Source organism: Nocardia heshunensis (assembly GCF_054782115.1).
Map to the genome: position 1 here is coordinate 1 of NZ_BAAGTC010000003.1, position 22,055 is coordinate 22,055.

Annotated in this window: 24 protein-coding genes; 14 read left to right on the plus strand and 10 right to left on the minus strand. The window is 66.2% G+C overall.

All coding sequences use genetic code 11. The annotated features are described in order from the left end of the window. The first annotated feature begins 298 nt into the window (after positions 1-298). Positions 299-1,015, plus strand: a complete 717-nt coding sequence (locus ACYVN4_RS06570) for a hypothetical protein (RefSeq protein WP_460718379.1) — start codon at positions 299-301, stop codon at positions 1,013-1,015. Positions 1,016-1,224: 209 nt separating this feature from the next. Beyond that, positions 1,225-2,046, plus strand: coding sequence for a galactan export ABC transporter permease subunit Wzm/RfbD (gene wzm / locus ACYVN4_RS06575; protein WP_460718380.1), 822 nt, complete (start codon positions 1,225-1,227; stop codon positions 2,044-2,046). Between the two features lie 159 nt (positions 2,047-2,205). Here the strand turns inward: wzm and ACYVN4_RS06580 are convergent, their stop codons facing one another. Then, positions 2,206-2,613, minus strand: a complete 408-nt coding sequence (locus ACYVN4_RS06580) for a nuclear transport factor 2 family protein (RefSeq protein ID WP_460718381.1) — start codon at positions 2,611-2,613, stop codon at positions 2,206-2,208. Positions 2,614-2,832: 219 nt separating this feature from the next. On the opposite strand from ACYVN4_RS06580, the gene dinB reads away from it, so the two are divergent. Both dinB and ACYVN4_RS06590 read left to right on the plus strand, forming a co-directional pair. After that, positions 2,833-4,062: a DNA polymerase IV gene (gene dinB / locus ACYVN4_RS06585; RefSeq protein ID WP_460718382.1), complete on the plus strand. Its 1,230-nt coding sequence runs from the start codon at positions 2,833-2,835 to the stop codon at positions 4,060-4,062. A 105-nt stretch (positions 4,063-4,167) separates the two neighbouring features. Next, positions 4,168-4,965 carry a HugZ family pyridoxamine 5'-phosphate oxidase gene (locus ACYVN4_RS06590; protein WP_460718383.1) on the plus strand — a complete coding sequence of 266 codons (798 nt, stop codon included), beginning with the start codon at positions 4,168-4,170 and terminating at the stop codon, positions 4,963-4,965. A 10-nt stretch (positions 4,966-4,975) separates the two neighbouring features. On the opposite strand, the gene ACYVN4_RS06595 is transcribed toward ACYVN4_RS06590, so the two are convergent. After that, complete coding sequence (locus tag ACYVN4_RS06595) at positions 4,976-5,842, minus strand: class II glutamine amidotransferase (protein WP_460718384.1); 867 nt, start codon at positions 5,840-5,842, stop codon at positions 4,976-4,978. Positions 5,843-5,953: 111 nt separating this feature from the next. Between ACYVN4_RS06595 and ACYVN4_RS06600 the strand changes: the two genes are divergently transcribed. The 4 genes from ACYVN4_RS06600 to ACYVN4_RS06615 all read left to right on the plus strand — a co-directional run bounded on the left by ACYVN4_RS06600 (position 5,954) and on the right by ACYVN4_RS06615 (position 8,681). Continuing rightward, positions 5,954-6,148 (plus strand): hypothetical protein, encoded by a 195-nt coding sequence (locus ACYVN4_RS06600; protein ID WP_460718385.1) that lies wholly within the window; start codon positions 5,954-5,956, stop codon positions 6,146-6,148. 58 nt (positions 6,149-6,206) lie between these two features. Further along, a complete protein-coding gene (locus ACYVN4_RS06605) occupies positions 6,207-6,626 on the plus strand; it encodes a nitroreductase/quinone reductase family protein (RefSeq protein ID WP_460718386.1) in 420 nt (139 codons plus the stop codon). Between the two features lie 67 nt (positions 6,627-6,693). Next, positions 6,694-7,923, plus strand: a complete 1,230-nt coding sequence (locus ACYVN4_RS06610; protein WP_460718387.1) for a site-specific integrase — start codon at positions 6,694-6,696, stop codon at positions 7,921-7,923. Between the two features lie 41 nt (positions 7,924-7,964). Then, positions 7,965-8,681, plus strand: a complete 717-nt coding sequence (locus ACYVN4_RS06615) for an alpha/beta fold hydrolase (RefSeq protein WP_460718388.1) — start codon at positions 7,965-7,967, stop codon at positions 8,679-8,681. Positions 8,682-8,704: 23 nt separating this feature from the next. Here the strand turns inward: ACYVN4_RS06615 and ACYVN4_RS06620 are convergent, their stop codons facing one another. After that, complete coding sequence (locus ACYVN4_RS06620) at positions 8,705-9,382, minus strand: HD domain-containing protein (RefSeq protein ID WP_460718389.1); 678 nt, start codon at positions 9,380-9,382, stop codon at positions 8,705-8,707. A gap of 112 nt (positions 9,383-9,494) precedes the next feature. Between ACYVN4_RS06620 and ACYVN4_RS06625 the strand changes: the two genes are divergently transcribed. Next, positions 9,495-10,568, plus strand: a complete 1,074-nt coding sequence (locus ACYVN4_RS06625) for a GlxA family transcriptional regulator (protein WP_460718390.1) — start codon at positions 9,495-9,497, stop codon at positions 10,566-10,568. On the opposite strand, the gene ACYVN4_RS06630 is transcribed toward ACYVN4_RS06625, so the two are convergent. Beyond that, complete coding sequence (locus ACYVN4_RS06630) at positions 10,516-11,328, minus strand: SDR family oxidoreductase (RefSeq protein ID WP_460718391.1); 813 nt, start codon at positions 11,326-11,328, stop codon at positions 10,516-10,518. The genes ACYVN4_RS06625 and ACYVN4_RS06630 overlap by 53 nt on opposite strands. Beyond that, entirely contained in the window at positions 11,328-11,741 is a 414-nt protein-coding gene (locus tag ACYVN4_RS06635; RefSeq protein WP_460718392.1) for a GlcG/HbpS family heme-binding protein, read from the minus strand. The genes ACYVN4_RS06630 and ACYVN4_RS06635 overlap by 1 nt, the downstream gene beginning before the upstream one ends. A 169-nt stretch (positions 11,742-11,910) precedes the next feature. Here ACYVN4_RS06635 and ACYVN4_RS06640 point away from each other — a divergent pair, with 169 nt between their 5' ends. From ACYVN4_RS06640 to ACYVN4_RS06650, 3 genes are read left to right on the plus strand one after another with little or no spacing between them, the layout of a single operon-like run. Further along, positions 11,911-12,798, plus strand: a complete 888-nt coding sequence (locus tag ACYVN4_RS06640; RefSeq protein WP_460718393.1) for an LLM class flavin-dependent oxidoreductase — start codon at positions 11,911-11,913, stop codon at positions 12,796-12,798. 33 nt (positions 12,799-12,831) lie between these two features. Next, entirely contained in the window at positions 12,832-13,896 is a 1,065-nt protein-coding gene (locus tag ACYVN4_RS06645) for an NAD(P)H-dependent amine dehydrogenase family protein (protein WP_460718394.1), read from the plus strand. A gap of 44 nt (positions 13,897-13,940) precedes the next feature. After that, on the plus strand, positions 13,941-15,827 hold the full coding sequence (locus tag ACYVN4_RS06650; protein WP_460718395.1) for a DUF6301 family protein: 1,887 nt from the start codon (positions 13,941-13,943) through the stop codon (positions 15,825-15,827). Here ACYVN4_RS06650 and ACYVN4_RS06655 read toward each other — a convergent pair. From ACYVN4_RS06655 to ACYVN4_RS06670, 4 genes are all read right to left on the minus strand, one after another. Continuing rightward, entirely contained in the window at positions 15,820-17,001 is a 1,182-nt protein-coding gene (locus tag ACYVN4_RS06655) for an NAD(P)/FAD-dependent oxidoreductase (protein WP_460718396.1), read from the minus strand. The genes ACYVN4_RS06650 and ACYVN4_RS06655 overlap by 8 nt on opposite strands. A gap of 99 nt (positions 17,002-17,100) precedes the next feature. Continuing rightward, positions 17,101-17,403, minus strand: a complete 303-nt coding sequence (locus tag ACYVN4_RS06660) for a putative quinol monooxygenase (RefSeq protein WP_460718397.1) — start codon at positions 17,401-17,403, stop codon at positions 17,101-17,103. Between the two features lie 37 nt (positions 17,404-17,440). Further along, on the minus strand, positions 17,441-17,650 hold the full coding sequence (locus ACYVN4_RS06665) for a hypothetical protein (RefSeq protein WP_460718398.1): 210 nt from the start codon (positions 17,648-17,650) through the stop codon (positions 17,441-17,443). Positions 17,651-17,686: 36 nt separating this feature from the next. Beyond that, positions 17,687-18,289: a TetR/AcrR family transcriptional regulator gene (locus tag ACYVN4_RS06670; RefSeq protein WP_460718399.1), complete on the minus strand. Its 603-nt coding sequence runs from the start codon at positions 18,287-18,289 to the stop codon at positions 17,687-17,689. Between the two features lie 138 nt (positions 18,290-18,427). On the opposite strand from ACYVN4_RS06670, the gene ACYVN4_RS06675 reads away from it, so the two are divergent. After that, complete coding sequence (locus ACYVN4_RS06675) at positions 18,428-19,843, plus strand: FAD-binding oxidoreductase (protein WP_460718400.1); 1,416 nt, start codon at positions 18,428-18,430, stop codon at positions 19,841-19,843. A 44-nt stretch (positions 19,844-19,887) separates the two neighbouring features. Continuing rightward, positions 19,888-20,460, plus strand: a complete 573-nt coding sequence (locus ACYVN4_RS06680; RefSeq protein WP_460718401.1) for a mycothiol transferase — start codon at positions 19,888-19,890, stop codon at positions 20,458-20,460. Here the strand turns inward: ACYVN4_RS06680 and ACYVN4_RS06685 are convergent. Beyond that, positions 20,446-22,032, minus strand: coding sequence for an MDR family MFS transporter (locus ACYVN4_RS06685; RefSeq protein WP_460718402.1), 1,587 nt, complete (start codon positions 22,030-22,032; stop codon positions 20,446-20,448). The genes ACYVN4_RS06680 and ACYVN4_RS06685 overlap by 15 nt on opposite strands. Positions 22,033-22,055: the final 23 nt, after the last annotated feature.

Below are 22,055 nucleotides of genomic sequence, written 5' to 3' on the forward strand. Positions count from 1 at the left end.
GCATCACCTGTTTCGCCTGAACAAAACCATTGTTGCGCTGACCTATTGAAACCACAGGCATGACCGCGCACTGCAGCAGCCCGAGTTCACCTCGAGCCGTTGATCTTTCACAGGACGGTACTGGCCGCCTCGAACCGCGCGGCTCGCGGCATGACCGTGCGTTCGCCGGACCGACACAGCTCTAGCTGACTGGCTTCGACCGTGCACGACAACAGCACGTGCTCCGCTCTGTGTCAGTGCGGTCCGTTACAAACTCCTTGATGATCATGAACGCGATCGCCAAGTGGAATGAGATGTGTTGAGCGGCAATATCGATCAGTACAGGACGGCGCTGGAAGCGGAGCTGGCACCGAAGCTGGCCGAACGGGGCCTGCTGGTGGCCCCTGACTGGAGCGATGATGAAGTGCTGATGTTCGCGGGGCAATTGGAGGCCGCCCCTGGTGTGGCCGCGTCGGTCTACGTGATCGTCGAGTACATCAAGGGTGCGCATCGGTTGTACGGCTCGGCCAGCCTGATATCGATCGATGCCGGAAAGCTGATCAGCGGGCTACCCAGGGCGGCAAGGATGGCGGAATGGGGGGAAACCGACTGGGACCTCGGATTGATGGACTTGACGATCTTCAGCGACCATATCGATCCGGGCGAGTACGACCTGTACGCGATGTACGACCTGGCCGACGTCGTGGACGCGGCCACATGGTTCATGCGGTGTGTCGATGGTCCAGTCGGCGACTGGTTTTCGCAGCGAGACAGCCTGACGAAGCTGGTCGCGCAGGCCAGGAAACCGCAGGAAAACGCGGTGAACGATCAGAGCCCGCGCGCCCAGCTGGTGCGAGCAACGGTGATCGTGTCGGCGCTCAATGGGCGGTTGGCTGATGCGGCGGGTTTGATGGGCTGGTATCTACGAACCGGCTTGTTCAGCGAGGTCGATTCCTATGAACAGGCCACAGCATTCGACGCGGCGTTGCGGGAACGGTTCCCCGGGTACGCGCAGGCCCGAACTCTGATGTCCTAGCCACCAGATGAGTGTCTCAGCGGCCTCGAATCGCCACCGCCGGTTGAACTTCCACTACATCAGGCTGGCCGGTTCGGTCAGCCTGATGTAGTGGAAGTTGAGTACGTTGTGCACCGACAGCCAGATCGGGGTGAGCCTCGACGGAATCGTCAGTAGGTAGGCTTGCGCACGTGTCGTCGACTGTCGCAACAGTTCTCCGGCCCACACCCATGCCTAAAGCGCGCAGCATCACCCGCGCGATGGATGACCTGCGCACCGGGTTTCAGCAACGCGAACTGTGGCTCGCGCTCGGCTGGCAAGACATCAAGCAGCGCTACCGCCGCTCGGTCCTCGGCCCCTTCTGGATCACGATCTCCACAGGTCTGCAGGCAGGCGCGATGGGTGGATTCTTCGCGATGCTGTTGAACCGGCCGATATCGGAGTTCCTGCCCTACGTCACAGTCGGAATGATCGTCTGGAATCTGATCTACGCCAGCATCATCGAAGGATCGGAGATCTTCGTTGCCAACGAGGGCTTGATCAAACAACTCCCGTCTGCCCTGAGCGTGCACGTCTACCGGCTCGTGTGGCGTCAGCTGCTGTTCCTCGTCCACAACCTCGCGATATACGTGTTGCTGGTGGCAGTGTTCGGGATTTGGCGTCACTTGCACTGGACCGCTCTGCTGGCAATTCCCGCATTGGGATTACTGGTTCTGAACGCGCTCTGGGTGGCAATCGTGTTCGGTATCTTCAGCACTCGACATCGAGATCTGCTCCCCATCATCACTAGCGCCACCGTGACCCTGTTCATCCTGACCCCGGTCACCTGGCCCACCGATGTCACACAAGGCTCGACGGGGATCACCGAACGAGTTCGGCTGCTGGAGTGGATTCCTACCTTCCACTACCTCGAAATCATTCGAGAACCCCTACTCGGCCAAGCCTCGCACCCCAATCACTGGATCATCGTCGGCGTGATCACCATCCTGGGATGGGCACTGGCTATCGCCGCCATGACGAAGTACCGCGCACGCGTCCCCTACTGGGTCTGACAAGCCCCACGGCACGCACTGCATTCGGCAATAGCGTGTATTCGTTGCCATGAGGGTTCCGGCAGTAATCGCGCGAAAACAACACCTATGGATCGAGCGGCGCGTACGCGACGCCAGCCACCGGGTGTGAGCGCCTGACCGAAGCCGGTCGGATGAGGTTCACGCCGTGCGCGGGTCGCGGAGCACGTGCTCCCAGTGCTGGGTGTTGGCGTATTCGCGGGCGCTCGTGATCAGGCCGTCCTGGACGTGGAAGATCGCGATGTTCTGATTGTGGTAGGCGTTTCCGTTGCGGACCGTGGCCGTCGAATCCCACTCGACCGTGACATAGGGCTCGGCGGGGACGATGTTGGTGATCTCGATCGTGGTCTCCTTTTCTGGATCCAGTAGGCCGAAGGCGGCGCCGAGGAAGCCGTCGACGATCGCCTCGCGGCCGCGCCAGGTGCCCGACATCGGAAGGTCGCCGGGATACCAGAACGTCGCGTCCTCGGCGTAGTAGTCGGCGACGTCGCCGCCGGTGGCCAGGGCGTGGAAGTATTCGCGGACGGTCTGCTCGGCGTTGCGGTTCATGGCGTTCCTCCTGGTCGAGAGCCGTTGTGGGCCCGGATAATTCGTTGAGACCAGTTCACCGTCGATCGCGGCCGTGACCAAGAGTCGTTCTGGAAATGAAGCGATAAGCGATCGCTATTGTCAGTGGCTGGGCTCACGGAGCGGCGTGCTGCGACTCGGACCGGGCACGGCCTGGGATCAGGGGACCTCGACGCATCAGACCGATGGGTATGCGAACATATGTTCGTGTCGGGTTCTGGTGTGGGGAGTGATGAGCGTCCTGAGCGGGCGGCGATTCTGCATGCTGACCTGGACTCTTTCTATGCTTCGGTGGAGCAGCGGGACCATCGGTGGTTGCGGGGGCGGCCGGTATTGGTGGGGGGTGGGGTGGTGTTGGCGGCCAGTTATGAGGCGAAGGCGTTTGGGGTGCGGACGCCGATGAATGTGCGGGCGGCGCTGAGGTTGTGCCCGCATGCGATTGTGGTGCCGCCGCGGATGTCGGCGTATTCGGAGGCCAGCAAGCAGGTTTTCGAGATTTTTCGGGATACGACGCCGGAGGTCGAGGGGATCTCGATCGATGAGGCGTTCCTCGATGTGGCGGGGTTGTGGCGGATCGCGGGGGCGCCGGTCGATATTGCGCAGCGGCTGCGGGCGCGGGTGCGGGCCGAGGTGGGGTTGCCGATCTCGGTGGGGGTGGCGCGGACGAAGTTTCTGGCCAAGGTGGCGAGTGCGGTGTCGAAACCCGATGGGCTGCTGGAGGTTGCGCCGGATCGGGAATTGGAGTTCTTGCATCCGCTGCCGGTGGAGCGGTTGTGGGGTGTGGGCGAGGTGACCGCGCGGGAGTTGCGTGAACGTGGGATCACGCGGGTGGGGCAGTTGGCGGAGTTGGGTGAGGGACCGTTGGCCGCGGTGCTCGGACCCGCGGTCGGCAGGCATCTGCATGCGCTGTCGTGGGCGCGGGATCCGCGGCGCGTGGATACCGGGCGGCGACGGCGGTCGATCGGCGCGCAGCGCGCGCTGGGGCGGCGGCACCGTAGCGATGAGGAGATCGAGGCGTATCTGCACGGCCTGGCCGATCGCCTCGGCCATCGGCTGCGGACCGCCCGGCGGGTGTGCCGAACATTGGTGCTGCGCATGCGTTTCGACGATTTCGGCCGGGCGACCCGCTCGCACACGTTGCCCGAGGCGACCGACAGCGGGGAGGTGATTCTGCGCGCGGCCCGCACCTTGCTCGAATCCGCGCTGCCGCTGATCCACGAGCGCGGCGGGCTGACACTCATCGGGTTGTCGCTGACCAATCTCGACAATGCCGACACCATGCAGATGTCGCTGCCGTTCGAGGCGCGTGCGGAATCCACCCTGGATTCGACCTTGGACGCGCTGCGCGATCGCTTCGGCGCGGGCACGGTGACCCGTGCGGCGCTGCTACGGCGGGGCGAGGGCCTGTCGGTCCCGATCCTGCCCGATTGACCCCGACTCTGTCTGATCGCATCGGCCCCCTGTCGCGAGCGGAAACCGCCCCGGCGGTTCGATATCAAGAACGCGCCGGATGTCGGCGCGGGTAGCCTGTGTCGCATGGCTCTCGACCACGGCGATCCGGGCGATGCGCCCTCGACTCCCCCACCGCTGACTCCGATCGCGATCACCACCCGCCCCACTCCCGCCGATGAGGCGAGAACGGTTGCGGCGGCGACGAATACCGCGACGCTGGCCACCCTCACGACCGACGGCGGCCCGTGGGCCAGCTTTGTCACCTACGGATTGCTTGCGGGACAACCGGTTCTGTGTGTCTCCCGACTGGCCGAGCACGGCCGCAACCTCGCCGCAGACCCGCGCGCGAGCGTGTCGATCGTGGCGCCGGACCTGCCGTCGGATCCACTGGCGGGCACCCGATTGACGCTGGCGGGCATCGCCGAACGACCCGTGGGCGAAGAAGCCGAGGCGGCTCGGGAAGCGCATCTCGCCGCGGTCCCCTCGGCCAAGACCTATATCGACTTCAGCGACTTCACCGTCTGGGTGCTGCGGGTGCAGCGGGCCCGCTGGGTCGGCGGTTACGGGCGCATGGATTCGGCGAGCGCCGAGGAATACGCAGAAGCTATCGCCGATCCGATCATTCCTGCCGCGGCCCGGGCCATCACCCATCTCAATGACGATCATGCTGACTCGTTGCTGGATATGGCTCGCGTGCGCGGCGGCTATCCGGACGCGACGGGCGCGGTGTGCGAGCGCGCCGACCGCTTCGGCCTCGATCTGCGGGTCACCACGCCGCGCGGCATTGCGATCACACGCATCGGCTATCTCGCCCCGATCGACAGTATCGCCGCATTGCGTTCGGCCACGGTCGATCTGGCGCGCGCGTCCCGGGAGGAATGAGCAGTCCGGCTCAGCGCGCGGTCTGGGACGCGGCGGCGGTCGCGCCCAGGTGTGACAGGGAAAGCTGGTGCCGCGGTGGGGAATTCAGCACGATATTGGAGCTGACCTGCAGTCGGCCGGACACGTGCAGCAGTTCTCCTGAAGCCAACGGCCGCCAGCCCGGATCGTCGTCCATGCGTTCGCTGGCGATGACTACCGCGGGCTGCGCGGCGAGCGCACCACTGTGGGTGTGGATGCCCGTGCCGGTGGCGTGGTCGAGACCGCGATCGCCCGGTGCGCCACCGGCGGCCCGCTCGAGGACGAACAGATCGTGGGTGTCCGGGTAGCGCAGCGCCCATAGTTCGGTGGCGGTGGTGAGGATCAGGTTGAGCGCGTAGACCGGAAGCCGGTCCGCGATCCAGGTCACCGCGTCGGTGATGCCTGCGCCGATGTCGCCCGCGTGGTGGTCGATGCGCTGGGTGACCCGGGCGAAGAAGCGTTCGGAATCGGTGTCGCCGTGGACGAGTCGACGGTACTCACCGAGTTCGGTTTCGAGTTCGTCGAGCCCCTGCAGCACCCCGTTGTGCGCGAACAAGCGGCCGCGCTGTTCGAACGGGTGGGTATTGCGCAGGGTCAGGCCGCCGGTGGAGGCGAAGCGCACGTGCGCGACGAAGGTTTCCGATTCCCGGTCGCGAGCTTCCTGTGCGAAGAGCAGGTCCTCGTAGGCGGCGATCGGTTGCTTCTCCACCAGGGGCGCGCCCTCAGCTGTGAAGGTGCCCAGCCCGACACCGTCGGGTTCGCGGTGACTTTGCCGGGCCAGGCTGTCGGGAGCGTCCAACAGCCAGAAGGTGGCTCGCGCCCGTTGCGGGGCGGCCGATAATCCGAACAGCCGGCACATGCGCGACTCCTCTGGCGAGCTGAGAGAACACCGGGACCGCACGACAGCACGCCCGCACTGAGGGATGATTGGGCCATGTCGGACACGCCGTCGGTGCTCAAGCATCATCGTATGCCCGAGCATGACGCGATGCGCCTCTCGGGCACGGTGGAGGCCATGCTGTGGATCCACCGCAACTGCATCGAGGGTGACGGCGATTCCGAGCAATCGTGTGCGCGGCGACAGCAACTGCTGGAACTGCGAGCCAGATACGGCTGGAACTGGCCGCTGCCGAAACCGGACGCCAGCTGGCGGTTGCAGCCCTGACCCGAATCGGGCTGCCGGACAAGGAATACCCCACACTCGATCATGGTTGGATGGGCGCGTGACCGATATCGCGCGCCAGCAGCTGAACGAAGACATCATCCGGCAATTCCGTTCCGGCGGTGGACAGGTCGGCGGTCAGTTCGCTCAGATGCCACTGCTGTTGCTGACCACCACCGGCGCACAGACCGGCGAGGCTCGCACCTGGCCGCTGGCGTACCAACAGGACGGTGAGAGGGTGGTCGTGTTCGCCGCCAATGGCGGTCGCGGCACCCGGCCCGGCTGGTATCACAATCTGCGCGCGAATCCCGTCGGCACGGTCGAGATCGGCACCGAATCCTGGGAAGTCGCCGCGAGCGTGGTCGAGGGTGCGGACCGGGCCCAACTGTGGGAGCGGCAGCTCGTGGTATCCCCGTTCCTGGCCGACTTCCAGGCGAAGCTCGACTGGGAGATTCCGGTTGTCGCGCTGACGCGGCGCTGATCACCGCCGGACACGCGAATCGGTGTCCGGCGCAACGGGAACGCGGGTTCGATCTAGGGTCGAGGGCATGTCAGAGCCGTCGGAGTTCAGCCCGGAGTCGTCGCAGGACACGGGCGCGGTGATCGCCGTGCCCGAACAGGTGCGCGGGGAACTGCGGCGTGGGGTCCGCAGCGTGCTGGTGGATGCGGCCGCATTGCGGCTGGTGCGTGATCGCTTCGACGAGACGCAGGCGGGATCGCTGCGGCGGTATCTGGAGGCGTCGCAGTCGGCGAATACGTTGCGCGCCTATCGAACCGATTGGATCGCCTGGGCGGCCTGGTGCGCGGCGGAGTCGCGGCAGGCGCTCCCTGCCGATGCCCTGGACGTGGCGGTATATCTCGCCGCAGCCGCCGACGCGCGCCGCGACAACGGCGAATGGGCCTTCAGCGCAGCGACTTTGGAGCGGAAGGCGGCCGCGCTGGCCGCCGTGCACGCCGCCAACGGACTGCCCTCGCCGACCCGCGCGGACGTGGTGCGATTGACCCTGCGCGGCATTCGCCGAACCCGGCGCACTCAGCCGCGCCGCAAGCGGCCGGTCCTGCTGCACACCCTCGACCAGCTGCTCGCGGAGCTGCCCGCCCCGGGCTGGCCCACCGAACCGGCGCGCCGCCGCGACAATCTGCTGCTGCTGGTCGGTTTCGCGGGTGCGTTGCGGCGCAGTGAGATCGCCGCCCTGCAGGTCGGCGACGTCACGGTCACCACCGATCACGCCACCGGCGAGCCGCTGCTGCTGATCCAATTGCCCACCACCAAAACCGACCCCACCGGCGTCAACGAACAGCGCGTCGCGCTCCCCCGCGGCCAACGCCCCCACACCTGCCCGGTCTGCGCCTTCGCCGACTGGACCCGCCTCCGCGAGGCCCACACCACCACCGACCTGCGCGCCTGGCTCACCACCACCCCCGCCCCCGACCCCCACATCCACCGCTGCCACGGCTTCACCGGAACCACCCTCACCACCCCGGATCTCCCACTCTTCCCATCGATCTCCCGCCACGGCGGCCTAGCCACCACCGCCATGTCCGGCCGCGCAGTCGCCGAACTCGTAAAGCGCTACGCCGCCCGAGCCGGCCTCGACCCCACCCTCTTCTCCGGCCACTCCCTCCGCGCCGGCTTCGCCACCCAAGCCGCCCTCGGCGGCGCCAGCGACCGCGAAATCATGCGCCAAGGCCGCTGGTCCAACCCCCGCACCGTCCACGGCTACATCCGCACCGCAAACCCCTTGGAAGACAACGCCGTCACCAAACTCGGCCTGTAGGAAACGCTATGGCTATCCATCGATTCACCGGGTTCGACGGCATGCCCTTGGCCTGGCATGAGATTGGGGCCGGGCGGCCGCTGATCCTGTTGCCAGGCTTCGGTGGGCTCGGGTCGAGCATGCTCGAATACGGGCCCGCGGCCGCGTTGGCCGCGGGAGGCTATCGCGTTCTGCTGCCTGACCTTCGAGGCTACGGGGACAGTTCGACGCCTGACGCCGCGTTCTCGCCCGACGTACTCACTGACGATGGGTTCGCGCTCGTCGAGGCTTTGGGGTTCGGCGATGGCGACTACGATCTCGGCGGATATTCACTCGGCGCGCGGATCGTGGTGCGCATGCTTGCGCGAGGTGCCAAACCGCGCCGGGCGATCGTGGCTGGTCAGGGCCTGGCGAAGGTCAGCGCGACCCAGCAGGGCGGGACGAATTACCGCGTCCTCACGGACCTGGTCAACGGAATTGCCATCGAACCGGACTCGGCTGATGCCCGTACCGCGCAGGCGATCTCGATGGCGGGCGCGGACGCTCGCACGATGCTGAGCGTGCTCGACTCCCTCGTGCCGACACCCGAGGCCGTCCTGCGCGGCATTTCTGTCCCGACCCTGGTGGCAATCGGCGACCAGGACGAGCGCACCGATGCCGCCGAACTGGCCACGCTGTTAGCGAACAGCGTATTCGTCCGTGTTCCCGGCAATCATGGAACCGCGCTGCTCGCGCCCGAACTCACCAACGCGATAATCGAATTCCTGGCCAGCCCATAGCGAGCGGCCGACGCGGATCTCGTTCATGCCCTTGGCTTGTCGGCCCAGCCCGAGGCGTCCAGGATGTCGTGCCAGGTGAGGTTGGGGGCGTGGTCGGGGTATTGGAGGCGGTACACGTGGGCGGGAAAGCTCATTGGGGAGGCCATTTTTGCGGGGTTGGCGTGGATTTGGGCGGCGATGGTTTCGGAGAGGGCGTAGCCGAGGTTGTGGCGGGGGTAGGCCGCGTGCACGCGGGTGGCGTATTCGGGTGTGAGTTTGTCGCGGAGGCGGCCGATGATGTCGGCTCCGATGCCCATTTGGGTGACTGCTTCGGTGGGGCCGAAGCGGTGGCAGAGGCCGTCGCTGGTGTGGAGTGCGATGGCGTTCCAGACCGGCTGGACGCGGTTTGGGGGCAGGCCTCGGGCGGTGAGGAATTCGGCGGCGGCGTCTGCGCCGTCCACTTCGAAGCGTTGGTTGCCGTTGGCGTGGTCGGTTGCGCCCAGGTCGTGCAGGATGGAGGCGAGGAAGACGAGTTCGTCGTCGTAGTCGGTTCCGGGCCGCATTCCCATGGCAGCGGCGATTTCGCGGCCGAAGAGGTAGCCGCGCATTGCGTGGTTGTAGATGAACTCCGGTGACACCGATCGGGCCAGTTCGTCGGCGGCGAGCGCCAATTCCGTTGTCGGCACGCTGAATTCCGATCGGGCGTCCGCGTCGATGCTCATGATTGTTCCCCTGTCGTGTGAAGACTCCATGTCCGTTCGGTAGCTCCGATTCTGGCGGGATCGACCACGCCTCGACAGTGGCTGGAAAGACTCGTATCGCTATGATCTGGCCATGAGGATCGTGGCGGTGCTGGCACTCGACAATGTGGTCGGCTTCGAGCTCGCTGTCCCGGGCCAGGTGTTCGGCGCCGCCAACCTCCTCGCGGCAGTGCCCACCTACGAAGTCCGGATCGCCGCCCCGGGACGCCGGGCGCGGACCGATTCCCTTTTCGGCGCAGTCGATTTGCGCACGGATTGGGACTTGGAGGTGCTCGCCGAGGCATACACCATCGTCGTGCCCGGCCGCGCTCCTACCCATGCCGATCCGCCGCCGAAGGTGCTGAACGCGCTGCGCGATGCGCATGAGCGCGGCGCACGCATTGCGTCGGTGTGCACCGGCGCCTTCATCCTTGCCGCCGCCGGACTGCTCGACGGCCGCCGGGCCACCACGCATTGGGAACATGCCGACGCCTTGGCGCAGCGATACCCGCAGGTCGAGGTCGATCCCTCGGTGCTTTACGTCGAGGACGGCACGGTGTGCACGTCCGCGGGTGTGGCTGCCGGACTTGATCTCTGCCTACAGTTGGTCCGCCGCGATCTCGGTGCCGCGGCCGCCACCGCCACCGCGCGCCACACAGTCATGCCGCCTCAGCGCCAAGGCGGGCAGGCGCAGTTCATCGCCCACCCGGCCCCGGCCGACACCGACATCCTGCTCGGCGACACGCTGCAATGGATGAACGCCAACCTGCACCGTCCCCTCACCCTCGCCGACATCGCGGATCACGCGGCCCTGAGCGTGCGAAGCCTCAACCGGCACTTCCGATCCCATATCGGGACCACCCCGCTGCAGTGGCTGCTCAACGCGCGGGTCCGCTATGCCCGCGAGCTGCTCGAAACCACGGACACCACTGTCGAAATCGTCGCTCGCCATGCGGGATTCGCCAGTGCCACCGCCATGCGACCGCACTTCGTCCGCCAGACCGGTGTGCCACCGTTGAGCTATCGGGCGAATTTCCGGGACGCGCATCCGCCCGTTCCGGCGTCAGCGCAGGAACCCGACCGGATCACCGCGGAACCTACCTGGACTCGGCGAGTCAGCCGCCCGAGACGACCTGGCGGGTCCACGCATCCTGTTGGACCTGCTTGATGAGTTCTTCGGTCGCGGGTGGCCACACGTTGCGGTAGTTGCCCTGCTCCGCGCCGATGATTTCGACCATCTTGTCGATCATGTCCTGCGGATCGTATTGGCCCTGCATGATCTCGGAGAACACCTTCTCGATCGAGGACCGCGAGGTGAAGTTCACCGAGTCGTCCTGCCAGTGGAAGGTGCTGTCGCCCAGTCGATCGTTGAATCCGGTGTCGTAGGCACCGGGATTGATGGTCTGCACCGTGATGCCCGTATCGCCTTGCGCCAATTCGTCACGCAAGGTGGCCGCAATCCCTTCGAGGGCATGTTTGCTCGAACAATAGGCACCCAGCCCGTAGGCGGTGAGCATGCCGCCCATCGAACTGACGATTACGATGCGGCCGCGAGTGCCCGTATCGACGAACTTGCGGATTGCCCGCTGCATCAGATTCAAATTCGAGAAGACATTGGTTTCGAATGTCTCACGCACCAATTCGATCGGTATCTCGGCCAAGGGGCCACCGAAACCGGTGCCCGCGTTGCTGAGCAGAGTATCGAAGTCGTATTGCATGGCGTTCTCGACGTCACGCGGATCGAGGATATCCAGCTTGTCCACGGTCACGCGGTCCGCCAGCCCGAGTTTCTCGACCTGCGCACGCAACTCGGACACCTGCGGCCAGATCTGCGTGGTCGCGATCACCGAATGTCCGGCCTGGGCAAGCCCGATCGCCGTCCCCTTGCCCAAACCGCTGCCCGCGCCGGTTATCAGGATCTTCTTCATCACTCGACCTCCTGGAAGAGCCGGGCGACACCGGCCCGGGCTACGTCACCGTCCTGCACCGGCAGCCCGCCGGATACGCCGATCGCCCCGAGCAGGCTGCCGGACTCGTCGTTGATCGCCACACCACCGGCGTAGGGAATCAGGCCACCGTTGGTGAATTCGGTGGTCGGTGCGGGTCCGCCTGGTTTGCAGAATTCCCAAAGGCTTTCGCTGGGGCCGTTGAACAGCACCGACGTCTTCGCTTTCGTCAGCGCGATATCGATCGAACCGAGAATCGCGCGATCCATCCGTGCGAAGGCGATGAGATGACCGCCGCCATCCACCACCGCGATATTCATCGGCACACCGATCTGTTGCGCTCGCTCCTCGGCGGCGGCCACTATCGCCTGCGCCTGTTCGAGTCCAATTGGCACTCGATTCTCCAATTCTGTTCGCGCCCACATTCTTCGATGGGTTCGATTCGATTCTGCGAGAGATCCGACCGACCGAACAGCGGCTGAATCGCCCCATATCGCTAGGATCTGGCCAGCCCAGAATCTGAATCGCATGACCAGGGACCGCTGGGTCTGAGAAGGTCGCGGTATGAAGATCGGTGTTGCGCTTCCGCAGATGGCTCCCGGCTACGGGCCGGGTACGACGGTCGATTGGGCTCGGCTGATCGATGCGGGTCCGTTTTCGAGTGTCTCGGTGGGTGAGCGGGTGACGTTCTCGAATCCGGAGATGGTTGCGACGCTGGGGGCTTGTGCGGCGGTGACGGAGCGGGTGCGGGTGCTGGCGAATCTCTGGGTGTTGCCGCAGCATCCGGTGGCGATGGTCGCCCAGCAGATCGGCACATTGGACCAGCTCTCGAATGGTCGGCTCGAGGTGGCCGTGGGCGTCGGTGGTCGTGAGCACGACTATCGCGCTCTCGGTGCTGTTTTCAAGGGACGGCACCAGCAGCTCGATGACAAGGTTGCCGAGTTGAAGGCGCTGCTTGCCGGCGAGCCGCCGTTCGAGGGCGGGGATCCGGTCGGGCCCGCGTGTGTGCAGCCGGGCGGGCCGATCATCCTCGCGGGCGCGATGGGTCCGAAGGCGATGCGCCGCGCGGCACAGTGGGCCGACGGCATCTCCGGCTTCAGTATCGCGGGCAATGCCGAAGAGATCGCCGAGGTGGGTGCACTCGCCGATCGGTGCTGGGCCGAAGCCGGTCGTACGACGACCCCACGCAAGGTCAGTGGCTGCTTCACCGCCCTGGGTGTCGCCGATGCGTCAGAAGCGTTGCGCTCCTTCACCGCTCGCTATCTCGGTTTCCTCGGCCCCAAGCTGGCCGACATGATCGCCGCCTCCACCCGGGCGTCGAGTCCCGAGGCGCTCGCCGACATTCTCGACGGCGCGGAACGGGCCGGATGCGACGAGTTCATCCTGGTTCCGGCCGTCACCGACCTGAAATTCCTGGAGGTGGCGGCCGAAGTGGTGGCCGCCCGGTCTTGACGCCCAAGGAATGAAACCTGTTCCATTCCCTGCATGACTCTGCGCGTGATCCAGTGGGCCACAGGTGGGCTCGGCCAGGCCGCGATCGGCCAGATCCAGCTGCACCCGGAACTCGAACTCGTCGGGTGCTGGGTGCATTCCCGGGCCAAGGTCGGCCGGGACGCCGGTGAGCTCGCCGGAATCGGCCCGATCGGCGTCACCGCGACCGACAGCATCGACGAGATCCTCGCACTCGACGCCGACTGCGTCCTGTACTCGCCGCTGATGCCGAATCCCACAGAGGTGGAGGCGATTCTGCGCTCGGGCAAGAACGTCGTCACGCCGCTGGGCTGGTTCTGGCCGACCGCCGAGGAGAAGGAGCGGATGATCCCGCCAGCCCTCGAAGGCGGTGTCACGCTGCACGGCACCGGAATCGACCCCGGCGGCGCCACCGAGCAACAACCGCTGTTCTTCACCGGCCTCTCCAGCGCGATCACCTTCGTCCGCGGCGAGGAATACTCCGACATCCGCACCTACAACGCCCCGGACGTCGTCCGCCACCTCATGGGCTTCGGCCAGTCACCCGAGCAGGCAATGAACGGCCCAATGCTGGCCCTGCTGAACAACGGCTTCGACCAGTCCGTGCGAATGTGCCTGGACACCCTCGGTTTCGCCGACGCCGAAATCCGCAGCACCCGCGAGGTCGCAGTCGCCACCGCCCCCATCGACTCCCCGATCGGCGTCATCAAACCTGGCGAGGTAGCTGCCCAACGCTTCGCCTGGGAAGCCTTCATCGGCGATACCAAGGTCGTCAGAGTAGCCGTCAACTGGCTGATGGGCGACGAAAACCTCGACCCACCCTGGAAATACGGCGACGGCGGCGTCCGCTTCGAAGTCGAGATAAAAGGCGACCCCGACTGCTTCGTCACCATCCACGGCTGGCACCCCACCACTGTGGCAGCCGGCCTCCAACGCAACCCCGGCATAGTCGTAACCGCCGCCCACTGCGTCAACTCCATCCCCTACGTCTGCGCCGCCGCCCCCGGCCTCCTGACCTTCGTCGACATGCCAGTAGTCACCGGCCGCGCCCACCCAGACCTGGCCCGGAAGCCGGCATAACCACACGGATCTGGGCGTCGGTGAGGCGCGCTAGGGTCGGGTCCATGATGAAGGTTCCGGTACGGGTGGACGTCGCCAGTGCGGTTGAGATAGCCAGGGCTGCTGCGGGATTCGAGTGGACCTGGTCGCAAGCGGATTCAGTGCGATTTGCTACCGCCGTGGGATGGGGTGAACCCGTTGCGCTCGAGGGGTTCCCGGAGGTATCGCTCGTCGCGCATACGCCGGTGAACGTCTGGGACAGCTCGGCGATCTTCAGTCATCCCGAGGGCGAGTTGCGTCAGGTGCACGTGCTTGTGTCGGACTGCCCGAGGCCGGATGACCATCGGACACCCGAACTGCTCGACGCAGCTGCCGAGAAAGTCGCAGCGAGTCTGATCGAGATATTCGGCGCGCCGACTACGGGGCCGGTCGGCAGCGATCACGGAATGGTCTGGGACTCCGACACCGTGGTGATCGGCTTGGTCACCGTACGGCGCATGGTCGAACTGGTGCTGGTGCATCCGGTATGGCAGCGGTGGTGGGAGGATCGTCACCGACAGCGGGTCGCTCGCCGCGCGGAGCTGACCGAATGGGATCGCTTCGCCGAATCTCTGGCCGACTGCCTGACAGACATGTACGAGGACTGTCCGGTGGTCCTGCATGTTCGCGATGGCCGGGATGTGCGGATCTTCAAGAACCCTCCGGGTGGCGCGCGGATCCTCGAGGATACCGAGGCCTTCTATGTGGAGATCGGTACGCCCGATCCAGACGATCCGGAATGGGAATTCGACGCAGACACCGATTTCGAGGACCCGGTCTACGAGTCGGCCGACTATCCGGAACCACTGGACACTCCGGGATACAGCCGTCTCGCAGTTCGGATTACCTCCGAACTGAAGGCGATGGGTGCCGGGTCCCCGCATGACGTTATCGCGCACGACTGGGTGACCGATCCTGGCCCGACCGAGATTATCCCACTACGCCCGGCCGATGACCTGCCCCCGAGATCCCGGCAACCCGAGCCGCGTGAAGTGCCTGAGATCCAGCTCGATCACGAGTGGCGAGGGGAACACACCGAACTCGATATGCCGGGAGCGCTCGGGGTGGTCCGTGCCGCATCGAGCTTCGATTGGACGTGGCACGCGGGCGACGTGAAACGTTTTGCCGCGCACGCCGGTTGGCGCATCTACACCGACCGGACGATCGAGAACATGTACTGGAGCGGCACCGGCCTGGACGTGCACAGCCCACAGGCCATCTTCGAACTCGCCGGCGATGTGCTCACCGTTATCGACGTCGCCATCAGCACGGATCTGGGCGACAACGACCTCGAAGATGAGGGTTACGACTTTCTCAACCACGACCTTGACCAGGCATACGCCGTGGCCCTCAACAGCTTCCGGGCGGCGTTCGGCGAGCCCCGGCACGGGACCTCGGACGACATGTATCTGTTCTGGGAGTTCGGCGATTTCACCATCGCCCCGGTCCGCTCCTATAGCCTTGTCAATCTGCGGATCCGCAGCGCCGCGCGACGCGACCGGAACCGCCCGGCCATCCGCGCCGCCGCACTGGAGATCACCTCCGCCCCTTGGCAACAATTGGCCGAGGATGTGGCGGCTTCGGCGGCCGCAGGCATCCCCACCGGATCGGGCCTGGTGGTCGGCGGAGGCGATACCGGGTTCGTACGCTTCATCGCCCGGTTGGGGACTTTGCAGGCCGAACTCGGTGCCCCCGATCTCGCCGATGAACGATGGCTCTCGACAAATCGCGTCTCCGACCACTGGGGTTGGACGGGACCCGACGAATCCAGTCCGTACTGGCGGCTCCACCTTCAGCAACCCGAACTGTTCCGCGACTATCTGTCTTTCGCCGAACAAGCGCTGACGCCTCTGCGCAACGGCAGGACACTCGCTCCGAGGAATCTGAAACCCCGTCTGGAGGAGGTCAACTGAGCTGCCGAGATGCTGTCGGTGGGGCGAGACGGCGTTGGCGGTTGCCGCCTTTGATGGTGGAGGTGGAGCCGGGGTTGTGGGACTCGGCGCAGAGGGTGTTGATGGTGCTCTTGCAGACTGCCTCCTTGATCGTGGCGGCAAGGCGGCCCGCGAGGTAAGGACGCATGGCGGTGTCGTTCAGGTGGGCGATTTGGATGGTGGCCTTCTTGCGGCCGAGGCTGAGACTTTGACCGACGAAACCTATGTTCAGTAGCGATGGCTCGGCGCTTGCGAGGCGGTTGAGGAGGGTGTCGGCGGCGTGCAGGCCGAGGGGGATGGCGGCTTGGCAGCTCATGCGGAGGGGTTGGCCGCTGGGGGCGGTCGCGTCTCCGGCGGCGAAGATGTGGGGGTCGTCGATGCTGGTAAGGGTTTCGTCGGTGAGCAGGCGGCCCTGGGGGTCGGTGTGCAGGCCGGAGCGGGTGGCTAGGTCGGGGACGGTGAATCCGGCTGTCCAGATGGTGATTTCGCTGGGGAGAGTGCGGTCGTCGGCGAGGGTGATGTGGGTGGAGTGGACGGTGGTGACCTTGGATTGGGGGCCGTCGATGATCGTGACGCCGAGGCGGGTGAGTTGGCGGGCGACGGAGCGGCGGGCCGGGGGTTGCAGGTAAGGAGCTAGTTGGCCGCCGCAGATCAAGGTGAGGGGGCGGCCGGTTTCGGCCAGTTCAGCGGCGGTTTCGATACCGGTGGGGCCGCCGCCGACCACGGTGATCGGGGCGGCCGGGTCGGCTTCGGCGAGAGCTGCGCGCAATCGATCGGCCTGCTCGAATTCGGCTATGCCGTAGGCGTATTCGGCTGCTCCCGGCACGGTGGGCGCGGCGTTGCGGCTGCCTACCGCGTAGATCAGATAATCGTAGGAGATGGTGCCGCCGCTGAGCAGGGCCACGGTGCGGCCTGCCGCGTCGATGGTGGTGACCTCGTCGACGATCAGTGAGATCCCGGCGCCGAGCATGGTGTCGTACTCGACGACGGCCTGCGAGGTTCCGGCGACCAACTGGTGCAGCCGGATTCGCTCGACGAACCGCGGCCGCGGATTGATCACGGTGATCGACAGGTCCGCGCGCGATCGGAGGCGGTTGGCCGCGGCGATGCCCGCGTATCCGCCCCCGATGACGACAACGTCGATGTTCTCGGTCATGTCCGCTCCTTCACCCTTGGTGGTGTCGTAGCCATAGACACGATTCGGGCTCGGAGAGTGACATAGCGGGTGCGCCCTGTGGCGCGGATCACCACCCGGTCAGGCGACGGGTGCGGCGGCGAACTCGATGACCTGCACGGGACCGGCACGGAATGTCTGATTCACGGGTCCGGCGGCAATCATGTGTGGTGCGTCGTCGTGGGCGGCGAGCGCCTCGCGCGAGGCCCATTCCTCCAGCAGCACAAACCGATCCGGGTCGTCCGTCACCCGGTGCAGGTCGTATTGCAGGCAGCCCGGTTCGGCGCGCACGAGGGGCGCGAGACGCTCGAACGCCTCGGTCTGCCGGTGGCCTTGCCCGGGCAGCGTGGTGATCATGATCAGGAGTCGCACAGCATTGGACACTCGCGAAAGCCTAGGCCCCCGCGCACCGCGGCGCGCGTCAGAGCAGTTCGACCTCGTGGAATCCGACGGTGAAACTGTGGCGCTGTTCGCGCAACACATTCCCCTCGCGATGCACCGTTCCCTCGCTGAAATCGATCCGCAGTTCGGCCCGGTGCGCATCCACCGACCGGACGACACCGCACACCCCGCAGAAAGGCCCCTCCGGGAAATACACGACATCCCCCGGACCGAACTCCGTAATACCCACGCCGCCACAGTAATCCATCGATCCGACGAGCCCCTGTCACGACGGCGCGACAAACGTGGCGAGGTACGTGGCGGTGAGCTGTTCGGTCAGTCGCTTCTTCGACCACCGTCGTTGGTGAGCGAGCCGGTCGAGCAGGTCGAGCGACATGAACGCCCACAGCATGTCGGTCGCGATGTCCACGGAAAGATGCGGGGCGAGCTTCCCCTCCCCCGCCAACCGTTCGACGACCCGGCGGCTGCCCCTGAGCCAATTCCCTTGGGTGGTCTGCCACAGCGCTGCCGCATCCAGGTCGGTGTGCTGGGCTTGTTCGACAGCGCGCAGCACCGCGAGGATTCGCAAGTGCGATCGCACCAGATGGGCGACCCATTCCCGGAGGCCCGACACGGCATCGGGGGTGTCCCACACAGCCTGGAGCGATGCCGCGAGGTCCTCGGTTTCGCCGAGGCTGCGATAGAGCGCCGTGACGAGGTCGGTCCGAGTTGCGAAGTGCAGGTAGACGGCTCGGCGGGTGACGCCTGCGCGCTCGGCGACGGCCGCCATGGTCAACGCAGGCATGCCGTCCTTCTCGATGATGTCGCGGGTCGCGGCCAGCAGCGCGCCGACCGTCCGGCGGCTTCTGGCGTTCTGCGGGTCGGTCACGTCGGTCTCCGAAGGGTCGTGCGGTGTGGAGTGAGCGCGTGCGGGATATGCACACCGTGTGTACTTTAGTATCTACACACAGCGTGTAGTTCATGGCGACATCCTGCTTGCCATGGAACCATGTGGGGCGGTGGGGAATTGAGCAAACGAATCAGTCGCCGAACGTTCATCGGCGCGGCAGGTGTCGGCATCGTCGGCGCGGCCGCCTGGACGGTCGGCGATCTCGTCACGACGCGGTCGATGGCCGCGGGCAGCGACAATCTGCGCACGATCGTCCGTGGCCAGGTATCGCTGCCGGGAGACCCGGGGTTCGAGGCGACGTCGCGAGCCTGGAGTACCGCTGTGACGCAGCGGGTGCGGGCCGTGGTGGAGCTCGCCGACGCCGACGATGCCGCCGCGCTGGTGCGCTATGCCCGCCGCAACGGAGTATCGCTGTCCGTCCAGCCCAGCGGTCACGGCGCCAGCGACGACCTCGAGGGCGTAATCCTGGTCCGCACAGGCAAACTCGACGAGGTCCGGGTGGATCCGGCCGCGAGAACCGCGCGGGTCGGCGCGGGCGTCTCCTGGGGTGCCGTGCTCGCCGCGGCGGGACCGCATGGATTGACCGGCCTGGCGGGCAGCTCGCCCATCGTCAACGTGACCGGGTTCTCGCTCGGCGGCGGATTGAGCTGGTTCGGGCGCAAACACGGGTGGGCCGCCGACAGCGTCACCGCTTTCGACATCGTCGACGCCGATGGTCACCCCGGCCGCATCACCGCCACCTCCGACCCGGACCTGTTCTGGGCACTGCGCGGCGGCGGTGGCGACTTCGCCCTCGTCACCGCGGTCGAGTTCGAACTCCACCCGGCACCAACCGTTTTCGGCGGCAGAATGACATGGGCGTCTCCCGCCGCGCCCGCGGTTCTGGCGGCTTTCCGGGAGGTGACCGCGAACGCGCCCGACGAATTGACGGTGTGGTTTCAACAGTTTCAACCCCCGGGCGCACCCACCGCACTCACCAGCGTTCTGTTCACGTATCTCGGCGAAGAGGCTGCCGGGCGGGCATTGCTGTCCCGGTTCGACTCGATTCCGGACAGGCTCGAGGACACCCGCCGGATAGTGGCGATCGCCGACCTCGGCGACATCGTCTCCGAGCCACGAGATCCGAGTCCGGAGATGTTCGCTGCGGAGCTGCTCACCGGCATCGACGATCACACCGCCGAACAGCTACTACAGCCGCTGGCACCGCTACTCGCGATGGAGATCCGCCACCTCGGCGGCGCGTTCGCCCGACCATCCGACAGCGCGGCCGGGCAGATGACAGCCCCTTACTGCCTCATCGCGATCGGAATGGTCACCACACCGGAATCCAAGGCGGCGCTCGATACCCGGAGACAGCAATGCCGCGACGCCCTGGGCCCGGTCCTGGCCGACCGAGCGCCCTTCACGTTTCTCACGCCGGGCGACACCGCGGCCCGCGCCTTCCCACCCGCCACGCTGACCCGCTTGCGCGCCCTCAAACACAGTCGCGACCCCCACGCGGTCATCCGCGCCAACTACCCGGTTCTGGCCTGAAATTCGACTCACCGGGTGGGAACCACGGCACCTAGGCTGTGATCATGACCGACAGCGACACGCCTTGGGAGCCGCCTCTGGCCGGCACCGAGGCAGAGCATCTGATCGGCGCATTGGAGCGGCTACGGGCGACGTTCCGGTGGAAGGCCGACGGGCTCGATGCGGCAGCCTTGAACACTCGGATCGGTGCCTCCACGCTGACGCTCGGTGGTCTGCTCAAACACCTGTCGCGCGCCGAGGACGAGATGTTCACGCGCAAGCTCTCCGGCACGCCACCCAATCCGCCCTGGAATACCGTCGATTGGCGATCCGACCCGGATTGGGACTTCACCTCGGCATCCAACGACGCCCCGGACGAGCTGTACACGCTGTGGGACACCACGATCGCCCGCTCACGCGAGAAACTGACCGCCGCCTTGGCCACCGCCGGACCGGACCAGCTCGTGCACCTGGCCTGGCCGGACGGCCGCCAGCTGAGCCTCCGCCGCCTACTGTGCGACCTCATCGAGGAGTACGGCCGCCACACCGGACACGCCGACCTGCTGCGCGAAGCCGTCGACGGCCGGGTCGGCGAGGACCCGCCCCCGGGCTGGCGCCCTCGATCACCCCGCCCCTGAACCCAACTCGACCGGTTCCTCGACGGCTTCCTTGCGCGCTACCAAGCCCGAGACTTCGGCGAGCGGCAGGTGCGGAATGAGCAGGGCGATCACGAAGGCGAGAGCCAGGCCGGGGAGCATGTACGCGAATACCGGGACCAAGGCGTGGGCGTACGAGCCGACGATGGCGTCGCGTAACGGGGCCGGGAGGTGGTCGACCACGGCCGGTGGCAGCGCGGCGGGATTGAGGCCCGTGGACATGACTTCCCGGGGATGCGCGCGGAAGGCGGCGTCGAGGTTGCCGGTGAGGCGGTGAGTGAAGACGGACCCGAAGATCGCCACCCCGAGTGCGCCGCCCATTTCCCGGAAGTAGTTGTTGGCACTGGTCGCGGTCCCGACATCGGTTGCGGGAACGGCATTCTGGACCAGCATGACGAGCAGCTGCATCACCATGCCCAGCCCCAAGCCGACGACGAACAGCATCGCCGACACCATCCAGGCGGGCGTGTGGGCATCGAGACGGGTCATCCACGTCATTCCGGCGGCGATGATCGCCACCCCGAGCGGCGGGTAGACCCGGTAGCGACCGGTCCGGGTCACCGCACCCAGCGATACCGACACCGACAGGAACATGCCTACCGTCATCGGAATCGACAGCAGCCCGGACGTGGACGCCGAGACGCCGGTGGCCATCTGCAGAAACGTCGGCACGAATGCCACCGACGCGAACATGATCAGCCCCATCACAAATCCGAGCAGCGAGGTCGTCGAGAATGTGCGATTGCGGAACAGCCGCAACGGCAGCATCGGTTCGGCGGCACGCGATTCCACGGCGATGAACACCGAAACCACCACGGCCACAGCCATGATCATGGCCAGGATGGTCGGCGATCCCCACCCGTACCGCTTGCCACCCCAGTCGCTGAGCAGGATCAGCAACGTGGTCCCCGTCGTCATCAGCACGGCACCGAGATAGTCCGGTCGCACGCTCGGCCGTTTGCTGGGCAGGGTCAGGTAGCGCGCGGCAATTGCCAAGGCCGCCAACCCGATCGGCACGTTGATCCAGAAGCACCAGCGCCACCCCAGATGGTCGGCGAATTCGCCGCCGAGGATGGGCCCGCCGACCGCGGTGAGCCCGAAGATCGCGCCCATCGGCGCACCGTACTTGCCGAGATCCTTGGCGGGCACCACATCCGCCATGGTGGCCTGGGCCAGGATCATCAGCCCGCCACCGCCCACGCCTTGCAGCGCCCGGAAGACGATGAACTCCCAGAACCCCGTCGAGAGCGCCGCACCCAAGGAGGCGGCGGTGAACACCGTGATGGCGAACAGGAAAAGCCAACGGCGGCCGAACAAGTCGCCGAATTTGCCGTAGAGCGGCATGACGATGGTGGTAGCCAGCAGATAGGCGGTGGTCGTCCAGGCCATGTGCGGCACGCCGCCGAGCTGCCCGACGATGGTGGGCATGGCTGCGCCGGTGATCATCTGATCGAGGCTGGCCAGGAACAGTCCGGCCGACAGGGCAGCGAAAATGAACCAGATCCGGCGACGGGTCATGACCAGGGGCGCGGAATCGGTGGTGGCGAGTGACATAGGAGGTGACTCCTCGTGAGTGC